General features: G+C 71.0%; 14 protein-coding genes. 10 read left to right on the top strand and 4 right to left on the bottom strand.

Annotated features, from left to right (window positions below; all coding sequences use genetic code 11):
- Nucleotides 1–49 precede the first annotated feature (49 nt).
- Both urtA and A3CQ_RS0136555 read right to left on the bottom strand, forming a co-directional pair.
- On the bottom strand, nucleotides 50–1,306 hold the full coding sequence (urtA, locus tag A3CQ_RS0136560) for an urea ABC transporter substrate-binding protein (RefSeq protein ID WP_020515919.1): 1,257 nt from the start codon (nucleotides 1,304–1,306) through the stop codon (nucleotides 50–52).
- A gap of 171 nt (nucleotides 1,307–1,477) precedes the next feature.
- Nucleotides 1,478–2,566 carry a substrate-binding domain-containing protein gene (locus tag A3CQ_RS0136555; protein ID WP_020515918.1) on the bottom strand — a complete coding sequence of 363 codons (1,089 nt, stop codon included), beginning with the start codon at nucleotides 2,564–2,566 and terminating at the stop codon, nucleotides 1,478–1,480.
- A gap of 102 nt (nucleotides 2,567–2,668) precedes the next feature.
- Between A3CQ_RS0136555 and A3CQ_RS0136550 the strand changes: the two genes are divergently transcribed.
- The 8 genes from A3CQ_RS0136550 (at nucleotide 2,669) to A3CQ_RS0136515 (ending at nucleotide 10,711) form a co-directional block, all read left to right on the top strand.
- Nucleotides 2,669–3,097 (top strand): MarR family winged helix-turn-helix transcriptional regulator, encoded by a 429-nt coding sequence (locus tag A3CQ_RS0136550; protein WP_020515917.1) that lies wholly within the window; start codon nucleotides 2,669–2,671, stop codon nucleotides 3,095–3,097.
- A 24-nt stretch (nucleotides 3,098–3,121) separates the two neighbouring features.
- Nucleotides 3,122–3,286 (top strand): hypothetical protein, encoded by a 165-nt coding sequence (locus tag A3CQ_RS61290; RefSeq protein ID WP_020515916.1) that lies wholly within the window; start codon nucleotides 3,122–3,124, stop codon nucleotides 3,284–3,286.
- A 30-nt stretch (nucleotides 3,287–3,316) separates the two neighbouring features.
- Nucleotides 3,317–4,315: a type 2 periplasmic-binding domain-containing protein gene (locus A3CQ_RS0136540; protein WP_020515915.1), complete on the top strand. Its 999-nt coding sequence runs from the start codon at nucleotides 3,317–3,319 to the stop codon at nucleotides 4,313–4,315.
- Nucleotides 4,312–4,938 carry a hypothetical protein gene (locus A3CQ_RS0136535; protein ID WP_026206610.1) on the top strand — a complete coding sequence of 209 codons (627 nt, stop codon included), beginning with the start codon at nucleotides 4,312–4,314 and terminating at the stop codon, nucleotides 4,936–4,938. The genes A3CQ_RS0136540 and A3CQ_RS0136535 overlap by 4 nt, the downstream gene beginning before the upstream one ends.
- 68 nt (nucleotides 4,939–5,006) lie before the next feature.
- The gene (locus A3CQ_RS55355; protein WP_084699389.1) at nucleotides 5,007–5,576 is read left to right on the top strand and encodes a flavoprotein; all 570 of its coding nucleotides are present in this window, start codon (nucleotides 5,007–5,009) and stop codon (nucleotides 5,574–5,576) included.
- On the top strand, nucleotides 5,573–7,243 hold the full coding sequence (locus tag A3CQ_RS55350; protein WP_063713647.1) for a glycoside hydrolase family 3 protein: 1,671 nt from the start codon (nucleotides 5,573–5,575) through the stop codon (nucleotides 7,241–7,243). Before A3CQ_RS55355 ends, A3CQ_RS55350 begins: the two co-directional genes overlap by 4 nt.
- A 36-nt stretch (nucleotides 7,244–7,279) precedes the next feature.
- The gene (locus A3CQ_RS0136520) at nucleotides 7,280–9,853 is read left to right on the top strand and encodes an ATP-binding protein (RefSeq protein WP_020515912.1); all 2,574 of its coding nucleotides are present in this window, start codon (nucleotides 7,280–7,282) and stop codon (nucleotides 9,851–9,853) included.
- Nucleotides 9,854–9,901: 48 nt separating this feature from the next.
- On the top strand, nucleotides 9,902–10,711 hold the full coding sequence (locus A3CQ_RS0136515; RefSeq protein WP_026206607.1) for a class I SAM-dependent methyltransferase: 810 nt from the start codon (nucleotides 9,902–9,904) through the stop codon (nucleotides 10,709–10,711).
- On the opposite strand, the gene A3CQ_RS55345 is transcribed toward A3CQ_RS0136515, so the two are convergent.
- Together A3CQ_RS55345 and A3CQ_RS0136505 are read right to left on the bottom strand one after the other, a co-directional pair.
- Nucleotides 10,712–11,212 (bottom strand): SRPBCC family protein, encoded by a 501-nt coding sequence (locus A3CQ_RS55345; RefSeq protein WP_020515910.1) that lies wholly within the window; start codon nucleotides 11,210–11,212, stop codon nucleotides 10,712–10,714.
- An 85-nt stretch (nucleotides 11,213–11,297) separates the two neighbouring features.
- On the bottom strand, nucleotides 11,298–11,741 hold the full coding sequence (locus tag A3CQ_RS0136505) for a protein-tyrosine phosphatase family protein (protein WP_020515909.1): 444 nt from the start codon (nucleotides 11,739–11,741) through the stop codon (nucleotides 11,298–11,300).
- Nucleotides 11,742–11,904: 163 nt separating this feature from the next.
- Here A3CQ_RS0136505 and argS point away from each other — a divergent pair, with 163 nt between their 5' ends.
- Complete coding sequence (gene argS / locus A3CQ_RS0136500) at nucleotides 11,905–13,551, top strand: arginine--tRNA ligase (protein WP_020515908.1); 1,647 nt, start codon at nucleotides 11,905–11,907, stop codon at nucleotides 13,549–13,551.
- 46 nt (nucleotides 13,552–13,597) lie between these two features.
- On the top strand, nucleotides 13,598–15,382 hold the full coding sequence (locus A3CQ_RS0136495; RefSeq protein ID WP_040433713.1) for a bifunctional metallophosphatase/5'-nucleotidase: 1,785 nt from the start codon (nucleotides 13,598–13,600) through the stop codon (nucleotides 15,380–15,382).
- The last annotated feature ends 7 nt before the right edge of the window (nucleotides 15,383–15,389 follow it).

The raw sequence follows: 15,389 nt of genomic DNA, 5'->3' as shown, positions 1-15,389 counted from the left end.
CCCTTTGCGCGTACGGTGCGCCCGGCCGTCACCGGGCGCACCGGCGTCCCTAGGCCAGTCCGGTCGCCCAGCTGTAGTCCTTCAGGTACGGATCCGGCTTGATCGGCTGTCCCGAGCTCCAGACCTCCTTGATCAGGCCGTCCGGACCGATCTTGCCGATCCGGGCGGTCTTGTAGACGTGCTGCGAGGGGCCGTCGACCGTGACCAGGCCCTCGGGCGCCGCGTAGGTGATGCCGCCCGCGTCGGCGGCCGCCTTGACCTTCTCGACGTCGAACGAGCCGGCCTTCTCGACCATGGCTTTCCACAGGTAGACCGAGGTGTACGCGGCCTCCATCGGGTCGCTGGTCGGCTTGTCGGCGCCGTACTTCGCCTTGTACGCCTTGACGAACTTGTCGTTGGCCGCGCCGGCCGTGGTCTGGTAGTAGTTCCAGGCCGTGAGCTGGTCCGCGAGGTACTGCGTGCCGATGCTCTTGACCTCCTCCTCGGCGATCGAGACGGAGACTACCGGCATGGCCGCGGCGGTGAGGCCGGCCGACTTGTACTCCTTGAAGAACGCCACGTTGCTGTCGCCGTTGAGGGTGTTGAAGACGGCACTGGCCCCGGACGCCTTCACCTTGTTGACGATCGTGGAGAACTCGGTCGACCCGAGCGGCGCGTAGTCCTCGCCGAGCACCTTCATGCCGTTCGCGGTCGCGTACGCCTTAATGATCTTGTTGGCCGTCCGCGGGAAGACGTAGTCGCTGCCGACCAGGTAGAGCGAGGTCTTGCCCTGCGCCTTGAGATAGTCGAGCGCCGGGACGATCTGCTGGTTGGTGGTGGCGCCCGTGTAGAAGATGTACGGCGACTCCTCGAGCCCCTCGTACTGCACGGGGTAGAACAACAGAGCCTTGTTCTTCTCGAAGACCGGCTTGACCGCCTTGCGGCTGGCCGAGGTCCAGCAGCCGAAGACCGCGGCGACCTTGTCCTGGCTGATCAGCTTCTGCGCCTTCTCGGCGAAGGTGGGCCAGTCGGAGGCGCCGTCCTCGCTGACCGGCTCGATCTGTTTGCCGAGCACGCCGCCGGACGCGTTGATCTCGTCGATCGCGAGCTTCAGAGAGTCCCGGACGGTGACCTCGCTGATCGCCATCGTGCCGGAGAGGGAGTTGAGCAGGCCGACCTTGACGGTGGGCCCGGAGGTGTCGACGACCGCGCCGGCCGTCGTCGAGGTGCCGCTGTCGCCGGTCTTGGCGCCGCAGGCGGTCAATGCCGTGACGCTGACCGCCGCCACGACGACGGCCAGCGCGCGGGTTCCGCGAATCTTGAACACGAAGAAGCCTCCTGCCTCGATGGCTAGGGCTTTTGCATATTGACTAGGGGGAATGCTGCGGCCAGTCTCGGAGCACGCGATTTCCGGGCCGTTTCCCCGCCCTTAACAAATCGTTTCCGCTCTTTTCAGGAAACGAAAAAAGCCGACCAAGAAATGGTCGGCCAGAAACTGTTACTTCCAGCTGGAAGCATCCGGTAAGGGTGGCAGTGTTGTCAAGACGTCGAACTCCACCCCGTGCGCCCGAGCCAGGTAGATCCGCTGGCGCACGTGCCGCCGATGCAGGCGCAGCAGGCCGCGCGGGCCCTCGTAGGACACCTCGCCGGCACGGGCGCCGATCTCGCGGACGTCGAGGGTCCGCGCCCGGCCGATCAGCGCCGCGAGCAGGAGCACGCCCTCGTAACACGACTCACCGAGGCTGCCCAGCGGCGGCGCCTCCGGGCCGAACCGGGCCGCGTACCGGCCGTGGAAGTCGAGGCTCTCCGGGGTGACCATCGAGGCGAAGAAGCCGGCCGCGCTGTGCAGGTCGTGTGTGGCCGCGTGACCGCTGGCCAGCAGCATGTTCTCGTCCATCAGCGTGCTCAGCCGCAGGCAACGGGCGTCCAGGCCGGCGCGGGCGAAGGCGCGGTTGAAACGCACGGCGTCGTTGCCGACCAGCAGCATCAGGACGGCGTCCGCCTCCGAGGTGCGGATGTGGTCGAGGACCGCCGCGTAGTCCTGTGTGCCGAGCGGGACGTACCGCTCGCCGGCGACCCGGATGCCGTGGCGTTTGACGGTCACCGCCGTCCGGCGTGGCCAGACGTAGTCGTTGCCGGCTATGAACCAGCTCCGCACGCCGCGCTCGCCGGTCAGCAGCGACATCGCCGGAAGCAGCTGCGCCTGCGGCGTCTCGCTGGTGAGGAAGACCCCGGTGCTGCGCTCGCCGCCCTCGTAGAGCGCGGTGTAGACGTACGGGATCCGGCCCGCGATCCGCGGCGCCACGGCCTGCCGCACCGACGAGATGTGCCAGCCGGTCACCCCGTGCACCGCGCCCACCGAGACCAGCGCCTCGACCTCGGCCGCCACCCGCTCGGGCGCGGCGCCCCCGTCCACCGGGATCAGGACGAGCTCGCGGCCCAGCACCCCGCCCGCGGCGTTGATCTCCTCGGCGGCCAGCTGCGCGCACAGCTCGGCGCTCGGGCCGAACATGCCGGCCGGGCCCCGCAGCGGCACGACGAGCGCCACCCGGACCGCGTCCGTGCTGAGGTCGAGCAGCTCGGGCATGGCCCTATGCTCGCGGGTCCCGCGCCACCGGCGGAACGCCACGGCGCAAGCTGCGGCCCATCTGTAGCATGGCGGCCACGCGCGGGGACCGAGGGGGATGTCATGCGTCGAGCCACCGACCTCATGCATCTGCTGACCCGCGCCGAGCGGCTGCTGGCCCGCCGGATCGCGGGGGTCCTCGAGTCGTCCGGGCTGAGCCTCGACGCGTGGCGGGTGGTCACGCTGCTCGCCGACGGCAAGGGGCACACGATGAGCTCCTTGTCGGAGGGGGCGTCCCTTCCGCCCGCCAGCCTCACCCGCCTGGTGGACCACCTGGTCGACGAGAACCTTGTGTACCGGCGGATCGACGAGATCGATCGGCGTCGTATCCGGGCGCATCTGACGATGCGCGGACGGCGGCTGCACGAGAAGGTCGCGTCGGAGATTTCCGCAGACTTACCGGAAATATCCGATGATGTCGAGCTGGCGGAGCGGCTTGGATCGTTGATCCGCGGGCTCTCGGCCGCCCCGGTGACCGGGATCACCCTCTAGAGGTCGATCGAGTACGGTCGTTGGATGGGCGAGCTCTACTCTCGACGGTCGTTCCTCGCCGGGGCGCTGACCGCGGGCATGCTGTCCACGGCCGCGAGTTACTTCCTCACCCGGCGTACGGCGATCACGCTCACGCTCGCCACCGGAGCCGACCCCACCGGCGGGCGCCAACTGCTGGTCAGCATGTAGAACGAGCTGAACCCGGACACGCAGATCGCGGTGTCCGAGGTCAACAGCTCCACGCGCGACCAGTTCCTGAAGTTCAACCAGACGAACGCCGACATCTTCAACCTCGACGTCATCCACATCCCGCGGTTCGTCGCCGAGGGCAAGATCGTGCCGATCGACCCGAAGAACGACATCTCGCTGCTCGGGCCCGTCCGCCAGGTGTGCCAGCGGGCCGGCACCAGCCAGTTCTGGGCGGTCCCGTTCAACTCCGACGTCGGCATGTTGTTCCGCCGGGTCACCGACAAGCGGGCCGACGCCGCGCCCACGCTCAAGCAGGTGATGGCGGCGTCGGTACGCGGGCCGGTGCAGTTCGCCGGGCAGCTCGACACGGTCGGCAGCCAGACCGACGAGGCCTTCGTCTGCAACGTGCTCGAGCAGGCCCTCGCCCAGGACGACGCGATCATCGACGAGAGCGGCGTCCTCTCGTACGGTCTCGGCCAGTGGCGCGACGCGCTCGGGCCGCTCGCCGACGCGATTCAGCGCAAGCGGGTCGTCGACGCGGCCGGCGAGGACGACACGACCCGGGCGTTCCAGCAGGACAACCTGCGCTGGATGCGCAACTGGCCGGTCCGCTACCTGCCGCTCGACCGGGCCGAGCGAGTCAAGCCGGCCACCGCCGAGATCCGTGTCGACCGGCTGCCGATCGGGATCCTGGGCGGCCAGAGCCTCGCGGTCTCCGCCGCCGGCGACCACCGCGACGAGGCGATCCGGGCGATCCACTTCCTGACCGACAACCCCGCGCAGAAACTGCTGACGTCGTTCGGCTTCGCACCGACCGGCGTCGACGCCTACATCGACGCCGACCTCCAGGCGGCCCTGCCACACCTCAACCTCATCCGGTACGCCGTGGAGGGCTCCCGCCCGAGGCCAATGCACGCCAACTACGCCGAGTTCGCCAGCCGCTTCGCCGACCACACAAGGCGCTACCTCCACGACGGCGAGCCGCTCACCCAGCAGTTCATCATCGACATCCGGGCGGCGCTCCGATGAGCGCCCACGGCATCCAGGCCTGGCAACTGTCCCTGATCGTGACGCTGCTGATCGTCGCGATCGAGCCCCTGGTGCACCTGCTGCTGACCCGCCGCCCCAACCTCGCGATCAGCCGCTGGTTCCGCACCACGGCGCTGGCCCTCCTGCTGGTCCTCACCGTGGTCGTGGCGGTGGCCGCCCTCGGCCCCGACCTGGCCGACAAGCTCTCGAGCGTCGCCGCCGGCGCCGTCGCGGTCGTCGCCTTCGTCCTGGCCCTGCGCTCCTACCAGTCCCAGGACGCACCCCCGAGCGGCACCGGCGCCCCCGACCCTCCCGAGGCGGCATCGCCATCCACCGACCAGCCGCCCGTGGCCCCACCGCCCGCGACCTCGGCAATCGACCCGGCCCCCGAGCCCCCGTCGGCGATCGCCCCGGCACCGTCCGTCTCGGCGTTGAGTGGCCCGGCACCCACCGGCCCGGCACTGACCGGCCCGGCACCCACGGACGCGCCGCCCCCCGACCCGGCGCCCGGCGGCCCGCCACCGCGCCCCGGCGGGCCGAACGTGCCGCCCGCCCCGCGCCAGCCCTTCCTCTCGGTCCTGGTCAGCCGCTGGCTGGCCGGCCGCAAAACCCCACGCCGATAGCCGCGTGCACGGCAAAGGCATCGGGACATGGCGGCGGGGTGGGCGATCATCCGTCAGAATCGGAAGCTATGGGTGATTTGCGGGTGGTGGTGTGTGGGGGTGGGGCGGCCGCCGGGGTGGGGACTCTCATCGTGGCGGCGGCCGGGCGCGGGTGGGCCGTCGATGTCACGGCGACGCAGAACGCATTGGAGTTCATCGACGTGGCCGAGGTGGTGCGGGCCAGTGGGAAGCCGGTGCGGACCACCTACAAGTTCGCGCCGGACGGCAGGCGGATCTCGCCGCCGGCGGATGCGTTGATCGTGGCGCCGGCGACGTTCAACACCGTGAACAAGCTGGCCGCCGGTATCGCGGACACCTACGCGCTCAGTTCGGTGGCCGAGGTGATCGGGCGGGGTGTGCCGACGGTCGTCGTTCCGGCCGTGAACAGCGCGCTCGCGAGCCGGCTGCCGTTCCGGAACGCCGTGCAAAGTCTGCGGTCCGAGGGCGTACGCGTGCTGCTTGGTCCTGAGGATGGTTGGGAGCCGTTGCCGCCCGGCCGGAACGACCCCCACCTGTTTCCGTGGATCAAAGCGCTTGACCTGGTCGAGGAGGCATTCGGTTTGACAACTGTCGATCGAGGCGTTCCGATGAGGTCATGACGAAGCGGCTCGCGGCATTCGTGGCGGTAATTGTCTTGGCGATACCGGCGCAGGCGCAGGCACACGGGAGGGATCCGCTCGCGGGGATGACATTGGCCGAGAAGGTCGGCCAGATGTTCGTCTCGTACGTGTACGGCGACAGCGCGACCGCCCCGAGCGCCGCCGACGCCGCGGCCAACCAGGCGATGTTCGGCGCCGACGTGAGCACCGGCGCGCAGGCCGTCGCGAAATACCACCTCGGCGGCGTCATCTACTTCACCTGGAGCCACAACCTCAACGCGCCGGCCCAGATCGCCGCGCTCTCCAACGGCCTCCAGCAGGCCGCGATGGGCGACACCGGCATCCCGCTGCAGATCAGCACCGATCAGGAGGGCGGCGTCGTCAACCGGATCGGCGCCCCGCTGGCGGTCTCCCCGGGCAACATGGCGCTGGGCGCGACCTTCGACCCCCGTACGGCCGAAAATGCCGCGCGGGTGAGCGGCGAGGAACTCAAGGCCCTCGGCATCAACGTCGTCGACGCCCCGGTGGTCGACGTCAACACGAACCCGCGGAACAGCGCCGACGGCGTCCGCTCCTTCAGCGACCGCACCGCCCACGTCTCCCTGTTCACGAAATATGCGATCAAGGGTTACGAGCGGGCGAAGATCGGGACGCAGGCCAAGCACTTCCCCGGGCTCGGCGACACGACGGTCAACACCGACAACGGCGTGGCGATCACCGACGAGAGCCGCCAGGAGATCCTGAAGACGCACGTCCCGCCGTTCGTGGCGGCGATCAAGCAGGGCGCCACCAGCGTCATGGCCGCCCACATCATCGCCCCGTCGCTGGACCCGTCCGGAAAGCCGGCCAGCCTCTCCAAGCCGATCATCACCGACCTGCTCCGCAAGCAGCTGCACTTCAACGGCGTGGTGATCACCGACGCGCTCAGCGCCGCCGCCCTCGAGGACTACACCGACCAGCAGATCGTCGTGGACGCCGTGAACGCCGGGGTCGACGAGCTGCTGATGCCGCGCAACGTCCCGCTGGCCATCCAGTCCCTGCTCGACGCCGTCGCCGCCGGCACCGTCACCGAGCAGCGCATCGACCAGTCGGTCCGCCGCATTCTCAAGACCAAGACCTATCAGCCGTACGTCCCGGAGACGCCGACCGTGGGCACGCCCGGACACCTGGCCACGATGGCCGACGCCGCGGCCCGGTCGATCACGGTGCTCCGCAAGGCCGCCCTTCCCCTGCGGCCCGGCCAGAACGTCCTGGTCACCGGCTGGGGCGTCAGCACCACGACGAACCTGGCCGCCGCCCTCGGCGCCACGCGCTTCTACACCGGGTCCCCTTCGGACGCCGTCATCGCCCAGGCCGTGGCGGCCGCCGAGAACGCCGACGTCACGGTCGTCACCACGTACAACGCCTGGGGTGACGTCACCCAGCAGCGCCTGGTCAGCGCCCTGCTCGCCACCGGCAAGCCGATCGTCGTCGCCGCGGTCGGCGCCCCCTACGACCTCGCCTACTTCCCGTCCGCCACCACGTACGTGGCCGCCTACGACTACCAGCCCGTCTCGATCACCGCCCTGGCCGCCGTTCTGCAGGGAACCGCCCCGGCCCGAGGCCATCTCCCGGTCTCGATCGACGGTCTCTACCCGTACGGCAGCGGTTTGTCCGAAAGGCGCTAGGACTTCCCATGTCACCGGCTTAGCCTGGCCGGTGACATGGATCTGCTGGAACGCGCCGACGAGCTCGCCGCCCTGCGCCGGCTGTTCGCCGAGACATCGGCGGGCGGTCGCGTCGCGGTGCTCAGCGGCGAGGCGGGCGCCGGGAAGTCCACCCTCGCCACCGCCTTCACCGAGTCCGCCGGCGCGCGGGCGCACGTCCTCTGGGGCGCCTGCGACCCGCTGCTCACCCCGCGCGCCCTCGGCCCGCTGCACGACATCGCCCGCGCCCTCGGCGGCCGCCTCCGCGACCGGCTGAACGTCCCCAAGACCGAGCGCGCCGAGGTCTTCGACCTGCTGCTGGAGGCGCTCGACCGGCCGCCGCAGTCCGCCCGCCCGGTCGTGGTGCTCGAGGACCTGCACTGGGCCGACGAGGCCACCCTCGACATGGTCGCGTTCCTCGGCCGCCGTCTCGCGCGATGCCGGGCGCTGCTGCTGCTGACGTACCGCGATGATGAACTGGCCCCCGACCACCATCTGCGGACCGTCCTCGCCGGACTCCCGCCCGGTCTTTCCCGGCGGGTGACCCTGCCGCCGCTGTCCCGGGCGGCGGTCACCGAGCTCGCGCATCGCGCCGGCCGCGCCACCCCCGAGATGTACGAGGTGACCGGCGGCAACCCGCTGCTGGTCTCCGAGGTGCTCGCCGCGGGCGCCGAGGGCGTTCCGCCGACCGTCCGCGACCTCGTCCTCTCCCGGCTGGCCACCCTCGGCGAGCCGGCCCGCGAGGTGGCCCGCCTGGTCTCGGTCGTGCCCGCCCACGCCGAGGCCGCGCTGCTCCAGGGCCGCGCCGAGGCGGTCGACGAGTGCCTGGCCCGGGGCGTGCTGACGGTCCGCGGCGACGGCGTGGCCTTCCGCCACGAGTTGCTGCGCCGGGCGGTGGAGGAGGCCCTTTCCCCCGTACGGCGGAAGGCCTTGCACGCCGAGGTGCTGTCCGCGCTCGCGGCCACGCCCGGGGTCGACCCCGCTCGGCTCGTGCACCACGCCCACCACGCGGGCGACGCCACCGCCATCCTGCTCTGGGCCCCGATCGCCGCCCGCCGCGCCGCCCAGCTCGGCGCCTACCGCCAGGCCGCCGCCCACTACGCGACCGCCCTCCCGCTGGCCGGCGACCTCCTCACCGAGGAGCGGGCCGAGCTGCTCGAGGAGTACTCGCTGGCCGCCTACCACGGCGGTCTCGGCACCGAGGCGATCGAGTCGCGCCGCTCCGCGCTGCAGCTGCGCGAGGTGCTCGGCGACCCGCTGCGCATCGGCGACGGCCTGCGCTGGATGGCCCGCCTGAGCTGGTGGAACGGCCGGCCCGACGACGCCCGCGACTTCGGCTGGCGCGCCGTCGAGGTGCTCGAGGGCGCGCCGCCCGGCCGCGAGCTGGCCGCCGCGTACAGCAATCTCTCGCAGTTGTTCATGCTGGCGAACGAGGAGCCGGCCGCGATCGAGTGGGGCCGCCGGGCGCTGGAGCTGTCCCGGCGCACGGGCGACCTGGCCACCGAGGTGCACGCGATGGTCAACATCGCCTCGGCGCAGCTGCAGCTGGGGGAGCCGGAGGGCGTGACCGGCCTGCACGCCGCGCACGACCGGGCGGTGGCGGCCGGGCTCGACGACCACGCCGGCCGCGCCCTGGTCAACCTGGGAACGGTCGCGGCCGACCGGTTCGACTTCGACCTCGCCGAGGACACGTTCCAGCGCATCCTGCCGTTTCTGCTCGCCCGCGACCTGGACGGCTACGCCCGGCACATGCTGGGGCACCGCGCCCGGGTGAAGCTGATGCGCGGCGACTGGTCGGGTGCGGCCGCCGACGTCGAGGATTCGCTGGAGGGTGTGCCCATGCCGGGCGCGTTCCTGGTGCAGTCGCTGACCGTGCGGGCCGCGCTGCGCGCCCGCCGCGACCAGCCGGGCGCGTACGAGGACGCCGCCCTCGCCGCCGAGCGCGGCTACCGCACCGGCGAGGTCCAGTTCGTCGGTCCGGCCGCGATCGCGCTGGCGGAGTTGCACTGGCTCGACGGCGACGAGGAGCGGGCGGCGGCCGAGGCACGGCACGGCTACGAGATCGCCGAGCAGGTCGGGCACCCGTGGTTCCTCGGTGAGCTGGCCTTCTGGCTGTGGCGGTGCGGCCGGCTCGCCGAGGCGCCCGCAGCCGCGGCCGAACCGTTCAAGTTGGTCATCGGCGGGGACTGGCAGGGCGCCGCGGCGGAGTGGGCGAGGCGGGGCTGCTCATACTCGCAGGCCGAGGCCCTCTCCTGCGGCGACGCCGAGGCGACCGGCGAAGCGCTGCGGATCTACGACCGGCTCGGCGCGGTGCGGCCGGCCCGGCGGCTGCGCGGGCTGCTGCGCGAGCGCGGCCTTCCCGTGCCGCGCGGTCCGCGGGCGGCGACGACCACCGATCCGGTCGGGCTGACCGGCCGGCAGCGCGAGGTGCTGAAGCTGCTGGCCGAGGGGCTGAGCAACGCCGAGATCGCGGCCCGGCTCACGCTCTCCGCCAAGACCGTCGATCACCACGTGTCGGCGGTGCTGGCCAAGCTGGGCGTGCCCAACCGGGGTCAGGCCGCCGCCGAGGCCCGCCGGCGGGGCCTAACATAGGGAGCTTTCCCCATGTGGACCCCGCGCATGATTCCTAGCGTCGAGCCCATGACCGAACTTGTACTCGATGGCCTCAAGGCCAGGCAACGGATGACGTGGGGGAGCGGCGACTACGGGGCCGTCGCCGCTCTCATCCATCCCATGGCGGAGGAACTCGTCCAGGCCGCGGACCTCTCCGCCGGGGCTCGCGTGCTCGATATCGCCGCCGGAACCGGCAACGCGTCGATCGCGGCGGCCCGCAGCGGCTGCCGGGTGACCTCCACCGACTACGTGCCGGCCCTGCTCGCCCGGGGGCGCGAGCGGGCCAAGGCCGAGCACATCGCGATCGACTTCGATGTCGCCGACGCCGAGGACCTGCCGTACCCGTCCGCGTCCTTCGACGCCGTGCTCTCCGTCGTCGGAGCCATGTTCGCCCCGGACCAGGAGCGGGTGGCGGCCGAGATGACCCGGGTGTGCCGTCCCGGCGGGACGATCGCGATGGCGAACTGGACGCCGGACGGCTTCATCGGCCAGATGTTCCGGACCGTCGGGCGGCTCGTACCGCCGCCGGCCGGCATCCGCGGGCCGATCGAGTGGGGGAGCGCGGCCCGGGTGCAGGAGCTCATCAGCGACCGGGTGATCGACCTGCGGGTGGTGCCGCGCACGTTCGTCTTCCGGTTCGAGTCGCCCACGCACTTCACCGAATACTTCCGCGACAACTACGGGCCGACGGTGAAGGCGTTCGAGGCGCTCGGCGAGCGCGACGGCAAGCTGCTCTACGACGACCTGACCGACCTGGCGGCCCGGTACAACGTCGCGACCGACGGGACCGCGAAGATCCCGTCCACGTACGTCCAGGTGCTGGCGATCCGCCGCTAGCTATCCCGTTTCTTCTATGGGGGTGGTCAACCGGTTCGGCGTGGCGGCGCCGAACCGGTGGCGGATCTCGGTGCCGTCCAGCGCGGCGGTCGCCGTGACGACCGCGGCATCGGCCAGCTTTTCCAATTCTGTCCGCAGCAGCGGGGTCACGAGCTTGGCGAGCCCGTGCATCTCGAGTTCGACCCGGTACGTCACCTCGGCGCCGCTGCCCGGCGCCGGCCGCACGAGGATCGTGTCGACGCAGGTGGCGCCCTCGCTGCGACCGTGGAAGACGAGCCGGCCGTCGTCGGCGGCGGCGAGTGTGTAGGTGAGCTCGGCGGTCACCCCGTACAGCTTGCGGACGTGCCGCCAATGCGCGCCCGGCGTGATCGGGCCGGCGCCGAGCCGGCTGGTGCGCACGCCCGAAGGGTCCCATTCCTGGGCGTTCGAGAAGTCCCGCAGGTACGCCAGGACGGCGCCCGGGGCGGCGGTCACGGCGAACGTACGCTCCACGACGATCATCGGTCCCCCAGGGCGTCGGCGTGCTGTCCCAGCGTAATGGCAGCTTCTGATCAGTGCCCGTGTTTCGCCCGTGCGACCGATCGCTTTATCGACCGTCGTCGAAGGATCGGACGAACCGCTTCTGCCACGGAGTCTCGACCGCGTGCGGGTGGTAGTGCTGCCGCACCCAGGCGACCGCGTCGGCCGCCGGCACCCCGTCGAGCACGGCGAGGCAGGCCAGGGCCGTTCCGGTGCGCCCGCGACCGCCGGCGCAGGCGAACTCGACCCGCTCGTCCTGGCTGCGCCCCAGACTTTCGATCAAAACCTCCTTCAGGTACGACGGGTCCGCCGGCAACCGGAAATCGGGCCAGCGCACCCAGCGCGAGGGCCAGCCGAAGTCGGGCGGGGCGTCGCCCAGAAGGTAGACACCGAACTGCGGTGGATGACCGGACGGCATCGGATCGTTGAGGCCGCGCCCGCGCACCAGACGTCTCGAGGGCAACGACAGCACCCCCGCGTCACCGAGCCGCCAAAGCTGTTCGAAACGCACGCCACCATCCTGCTACAGTCGCGCGCATGCACACCTTCAGCGACCGACGCCGGCGATCAGACGACCGCCGCTGCTGAGTTGTGCCCTTCCGCCGGCGGGTCGATCCCGCCGGTGAGTTCCGTCGACCGGTCGACCCGCCTCGTCGTACGACGATGGGTTGCCGATGAATCTCGAAGCTCTGCTCGCCGGTCGGCTCGCGGCCGCGTTCGCCGCGGTGGCGGGCGAAACCGTCGACCCGGTGGTGCGGCAGTCGCAGCACGCCGATTTCCAGTCGGGCGCCGCCTTGGCCCTCGCCCGGCGACTCGGCCGGCCACCGCGCGAGGTCGCGGCCGAGGTCGCCGATAAGTCCGATCTCGCCGGCCTGGCCTCGGTCGAGGTCTCCGGCCCGGGCTTCCTCAACCTCGCCGTCGACGACGCCGTGCTCGCCACCGCGGTCGACGCGCTCGACGACGACCGGCTCGGCGTGCCGCCGGTCGCGAGGCCCGAGCGGATCGTGATCGACTACTCCGGGCCGAACGCGGCGAAGGAGCTGCAGGTCGGCCACCTGCGGTCGACGATCATCGGGGACGCGCTGGCCCGGCTGCACGCGTGGCTCGGGCACGAGGTGATCCGGCGGAACCACCTCGGCGACTGGGGCACGCAGTTCGGCATGCTCATCGAGCACATGGTGGATCTCGGCGGCGACGCGGCCGAGCACTCACTGGGCGACCTGACCGACTTCTATCGGGCGGCGCGGCGGAAATTCGACGCAGACGACAGGTTCCGGACGAGGTCGCGGCTGCGGGTCGTGGCGCTGCAGTCGGGCGACGAGCTCACCCGGTCGCTGTGGCGGCGGCTCGTCGGCCAGACCGAGTCGACCTTCATGGACACGTACGCGCGGCTCGGGGTGACCCTGACGCCCGCCGACTTCGTGGGGGAGAGCTTCTACCAGGACCAGCTCGAGTCGGTGCTGTCCGAGCTGGACGAGAAGGGCCTGCTGGTGGAGAGCGAGGGCGCGCTCTGCGTCTTTCCGGCGGGGTTCACCGGCCGGGACGGCGAGCCGCTGCCGCTCATCGTGCGCAAGAGCGACGGCGGATTCGGGTACGCGGCGACCGACCTCGCGGCGCTGCGGCACCGGGTGCGGACGCTCGGCGCCACCCGGCTGCTCTACGTGGTCGGCGCGCCCCAGCGGACCCACTTCCGGATGGTCTTCGAGGTCTGCCGCCGGGCGGGCTGGCTGCCGCCGGAGGTGACGGCCGAGCACATCGAGTTCGGCTCGATCCTCGGCGCCGACGGCAAGATGTTCCGCACCCGGTCCGGCGACAACGTCACGCTCGCCGCCCTGCTCGACGAGGCCGTGGAGCGGGCCAGCTCGCCGGCCGTCGGCATCGGCGCGATCAAGTACGCGGATCTCTCCGGCGACCGGCGCTCCGACTACGTCTTCGACTGGGACCGCATGCTGGCCTCCACCGGCAACACGGGGCCGTACCTGCAGTACGCGTACGCCCGGATTCGGTCGATCTTCCGGCAGGCCGACGCCGCCGAGGCCGGGCCGGTGTCGCTCGGCGCGCCCGCCGAACGTCGCCTGGCCCTGGCGTTGCTCGGCTTCGAGCCGGCGGTGACCGCGGCCGCCGCCCACCGGGAACCGCACCGGCTCGCGGTCTACCTGCACGAGCTGGCGGTCGCGTTCACCGGCTTCTACGAGTCCTGCCCGATCCTGCGGTCGGCCGGGCCGACCCGGGCGAGCCGGCTCACGCTGGCCGACCGGACCGCCCGCACGCTCGCGATCGGACTGTCCCTCCTCGGAATCGATCTCCCCGAAGAGATGTAGCAAGCGGGATCCCGCGGCGGGATACATCGACGGTTAGGGTGCGTTAATGACTACCCCTCCCACCGGTGTATCGCGACGCACAGTGATCGCCGCCTCGGCTGCCGCGGCGGCGGCGCCGCTTGCCTTCTCGCCACCCGCGCAGGCCCACGGCCCTTCGCCGCAGACCTACCACCTCACCGTGCTGGGCACGTCGGACACTCACGGCAACGTCTACAACTGGGATTACTACAAGGACGCCGAGTACGACGACAGCGCGCACAACGATGTCGGCGTGGCCAAGCTCGCCGCGCTGGTCAACAAGATCCGCGCGGAGGCGACCGGGGCGACGCTGGTGCTCGACGCCGGCGACACGATCCAGGGCACGCCGCTGGCCACGTACTACGCCAAGCAGGAGCCGATCACCACGACCGGTGAGAAGCACCCGATGGCCCGCGCCATGAACGTCCTGCACTACGACGCGGTGACCCTGGGCAATCACGAGTTCAACTACGGCCTGCCGCTGCTGAACCTGTGGATCCGGCGGCTCGGCTTCCCGGCCCTCGCCGCGAACGCGGTCAGCGCCAGGACCGGCAAGCCGGCCTACACCCCGTACGTGATCAAGAAGGTCTCTCTCGGGAGGCACGCGCCGACCCTGCGGGTCGGGATCCTGGGCCTCACCAACCCGGGCGTGGCCATCTGGGACCGGGCCAACGTCGAGGGCAAGCTCGAGTTCCTCGACATGGTCAGCACCGCGGCCAAATGGGTGCCGGTCATGCGGCGCTGCGGCGCCGACCTCGTGATCATCTCGGCGCACGGCGGCGACTCGGGCACCTCCAGCTACGGCCCCGAGCTGCCGAACGAGAACCCGGCGGCGCTGATCGCGGCCCAGGTGCCCGGCATCGACGCGATCCTGTTCGGCCACGCCCACCTGGACATCCCGCAGCGATTCGTGGCCAACACGGCCACCGGCGAGCAGGTGCTGATGTCCGAGCCGTCGAAGTGGGGCCAGCGGCTCACCAAAATGGACTTCGACCTGGTGCGTCAGCACGGCAAGTGGAAGATCACGACCAAGGCCGCCACCACGCTGAACACCAACACGGTCGAGGCCGACCCTTCGGTGCTCGCGGTGGTGAAGGCTCAGCACGCGAAGACGGTCGCCTACGTGAACCAGATCGTCGCGCAGTCCACCGAGGAGCTGTCCGCCGCCACCTCGCGGTACGAGGACACCCCGATCCTCGACTACATCAACAAGGTGCAGACGGACACGGTCGCAGCGGCGCTCGCGGGCGGCACATATGCGAATTTGCCGGTTTTGTCGATCGCGGCGCCGTTCAGCCGGACCGCGGTGTTCCCGCAGGGCGACGTGAAGATCAAGGACGTCGCCGGGCTGTACATCTACGACAACACGCTCGAGGCGGTCGTGCTCACCGGCGCCGAGGTCAAGGCGTACCTGGAGTACTCGGCGAAGTACTTCGTGACGCTCGCGCCCGACGCTCCGGTCAACACCGACACGATCAACGACCCGTCGGTGCCGGACTACAACTACGACACGCTCTCCGGCGTCGACTACGACATCGACATCTCCAAGCCGGTCGGCTCGCGGATCACCCGCCTGCAGATCAACGGCGCCGACGTCGACCCGGCCGCGCAGTTCGTGGTCGCGGTGAACAACTACCGGCGCTCGGGCGGCGGCAACTTCCCCGGCATCGTCAAGACCCAGGTCTACAACGAGCAGAAGGAGATCCGTCAGCTGCTCATCGACTGGGCCCAGGCCAAGGGCGCCATCAACCCGGCCGACTTCTACGTCAAGAACTGGCAGCTGGTGCGCAACGGCGTACCCATCGTCTTCTGATTTTCTG

Origin of the sequence: Paractinoplanes globisporus DSM 43857 (genome assembly GCF_000379645.1) — a bacterium.
GTDB lineage: Bacteria > Actinomycetota > Actinomycetes > Mycobacteriales > Micromonosporaceae > Actinoplanes > Actinoplanes globisporus.
The sequence above is the reverse complement of the archived record's forward strand: the minus strand, read 5'-3'. Positions and strand labels throughout refer to the sequence as shown.

Coding starts and splice junctions, on each gene's coding strand:
- argS (WP_020515908.1), top strand. CDS start 11,905: ATGAATCTCGAAGCTCTGCTCGCCGGTCGGCTCGCGGCCGCGTTCGCC.
- A3CQ_RS0136495 (WP_040433713.1), top strand. CDS start 13,598: ATGACTACCCCTCCCACCGGTGTATCGCGACGCACAGTGATCGCCGCC.
- A3CQ_RS0136535 (WP_026206610.1), top strand. CDS start 4,312: ATGAGCGCCCACGGCATCCAGGCCTGGCAACTGTCCCTGATCGTGACG.
- A3CQ_RS55350 (WP_063713647.1), top strand. CDS start 5,573: ATGACGAAGCGGCTCGCGGCATTCGTGGCGGTAATTGTCTTGGCGATA.
- A3CQ_RS0136555 (WP_020515918.1), bottom strand. CDS start 2,566: ATGCCCGAGCTGCTCGACCTCAGCACGGACGCGGTCCGGGTGGCGCTC.
- A3CQ_RS61290 (WP_020515916.1), top strand. CDS start 3,122: ATGGGCGAGCTCTACTCTCGACGGTCGTTCCTCGCCGGGGCGCTGACC.
- A3CQ_RS55345 (WP_020515910.1), bottom strand. CDS start 11,212: ATGATCGTCGTGGAGCGTACGTTCGCCGTGACCGCCGCCCCGGGCGCC.
- A3CQ_RS0136550 (WP_020515917.1), top strand. CDS start 2,669: ATGCGTCGAGCCACCGACCTCATGCATCTGCTGACCCGCGCCGAGCGG.
- A3CQ_RS0136515 (WP_026206607.1), top strand. CDS start 9,902: ATGACCGAACTTGTACTCGATGGCCTCAAGGCCAGGCAACGGATGACG.
- A3CQ_RS55355 (WP_084699389.1), top strand. CDS start 5,007: ATGGGTGATTTGCGGGTGGTGGTGTGTGGGGGTGGGGCGGCCGCCGGG.
- A3CQ_RS0136520 (WP_020515912.1), top strand. CDS start 7,280: ATGGATCTGCTGGAACGCGCCGACGAGCTCGCCGCCCTGCGCCGGCTG.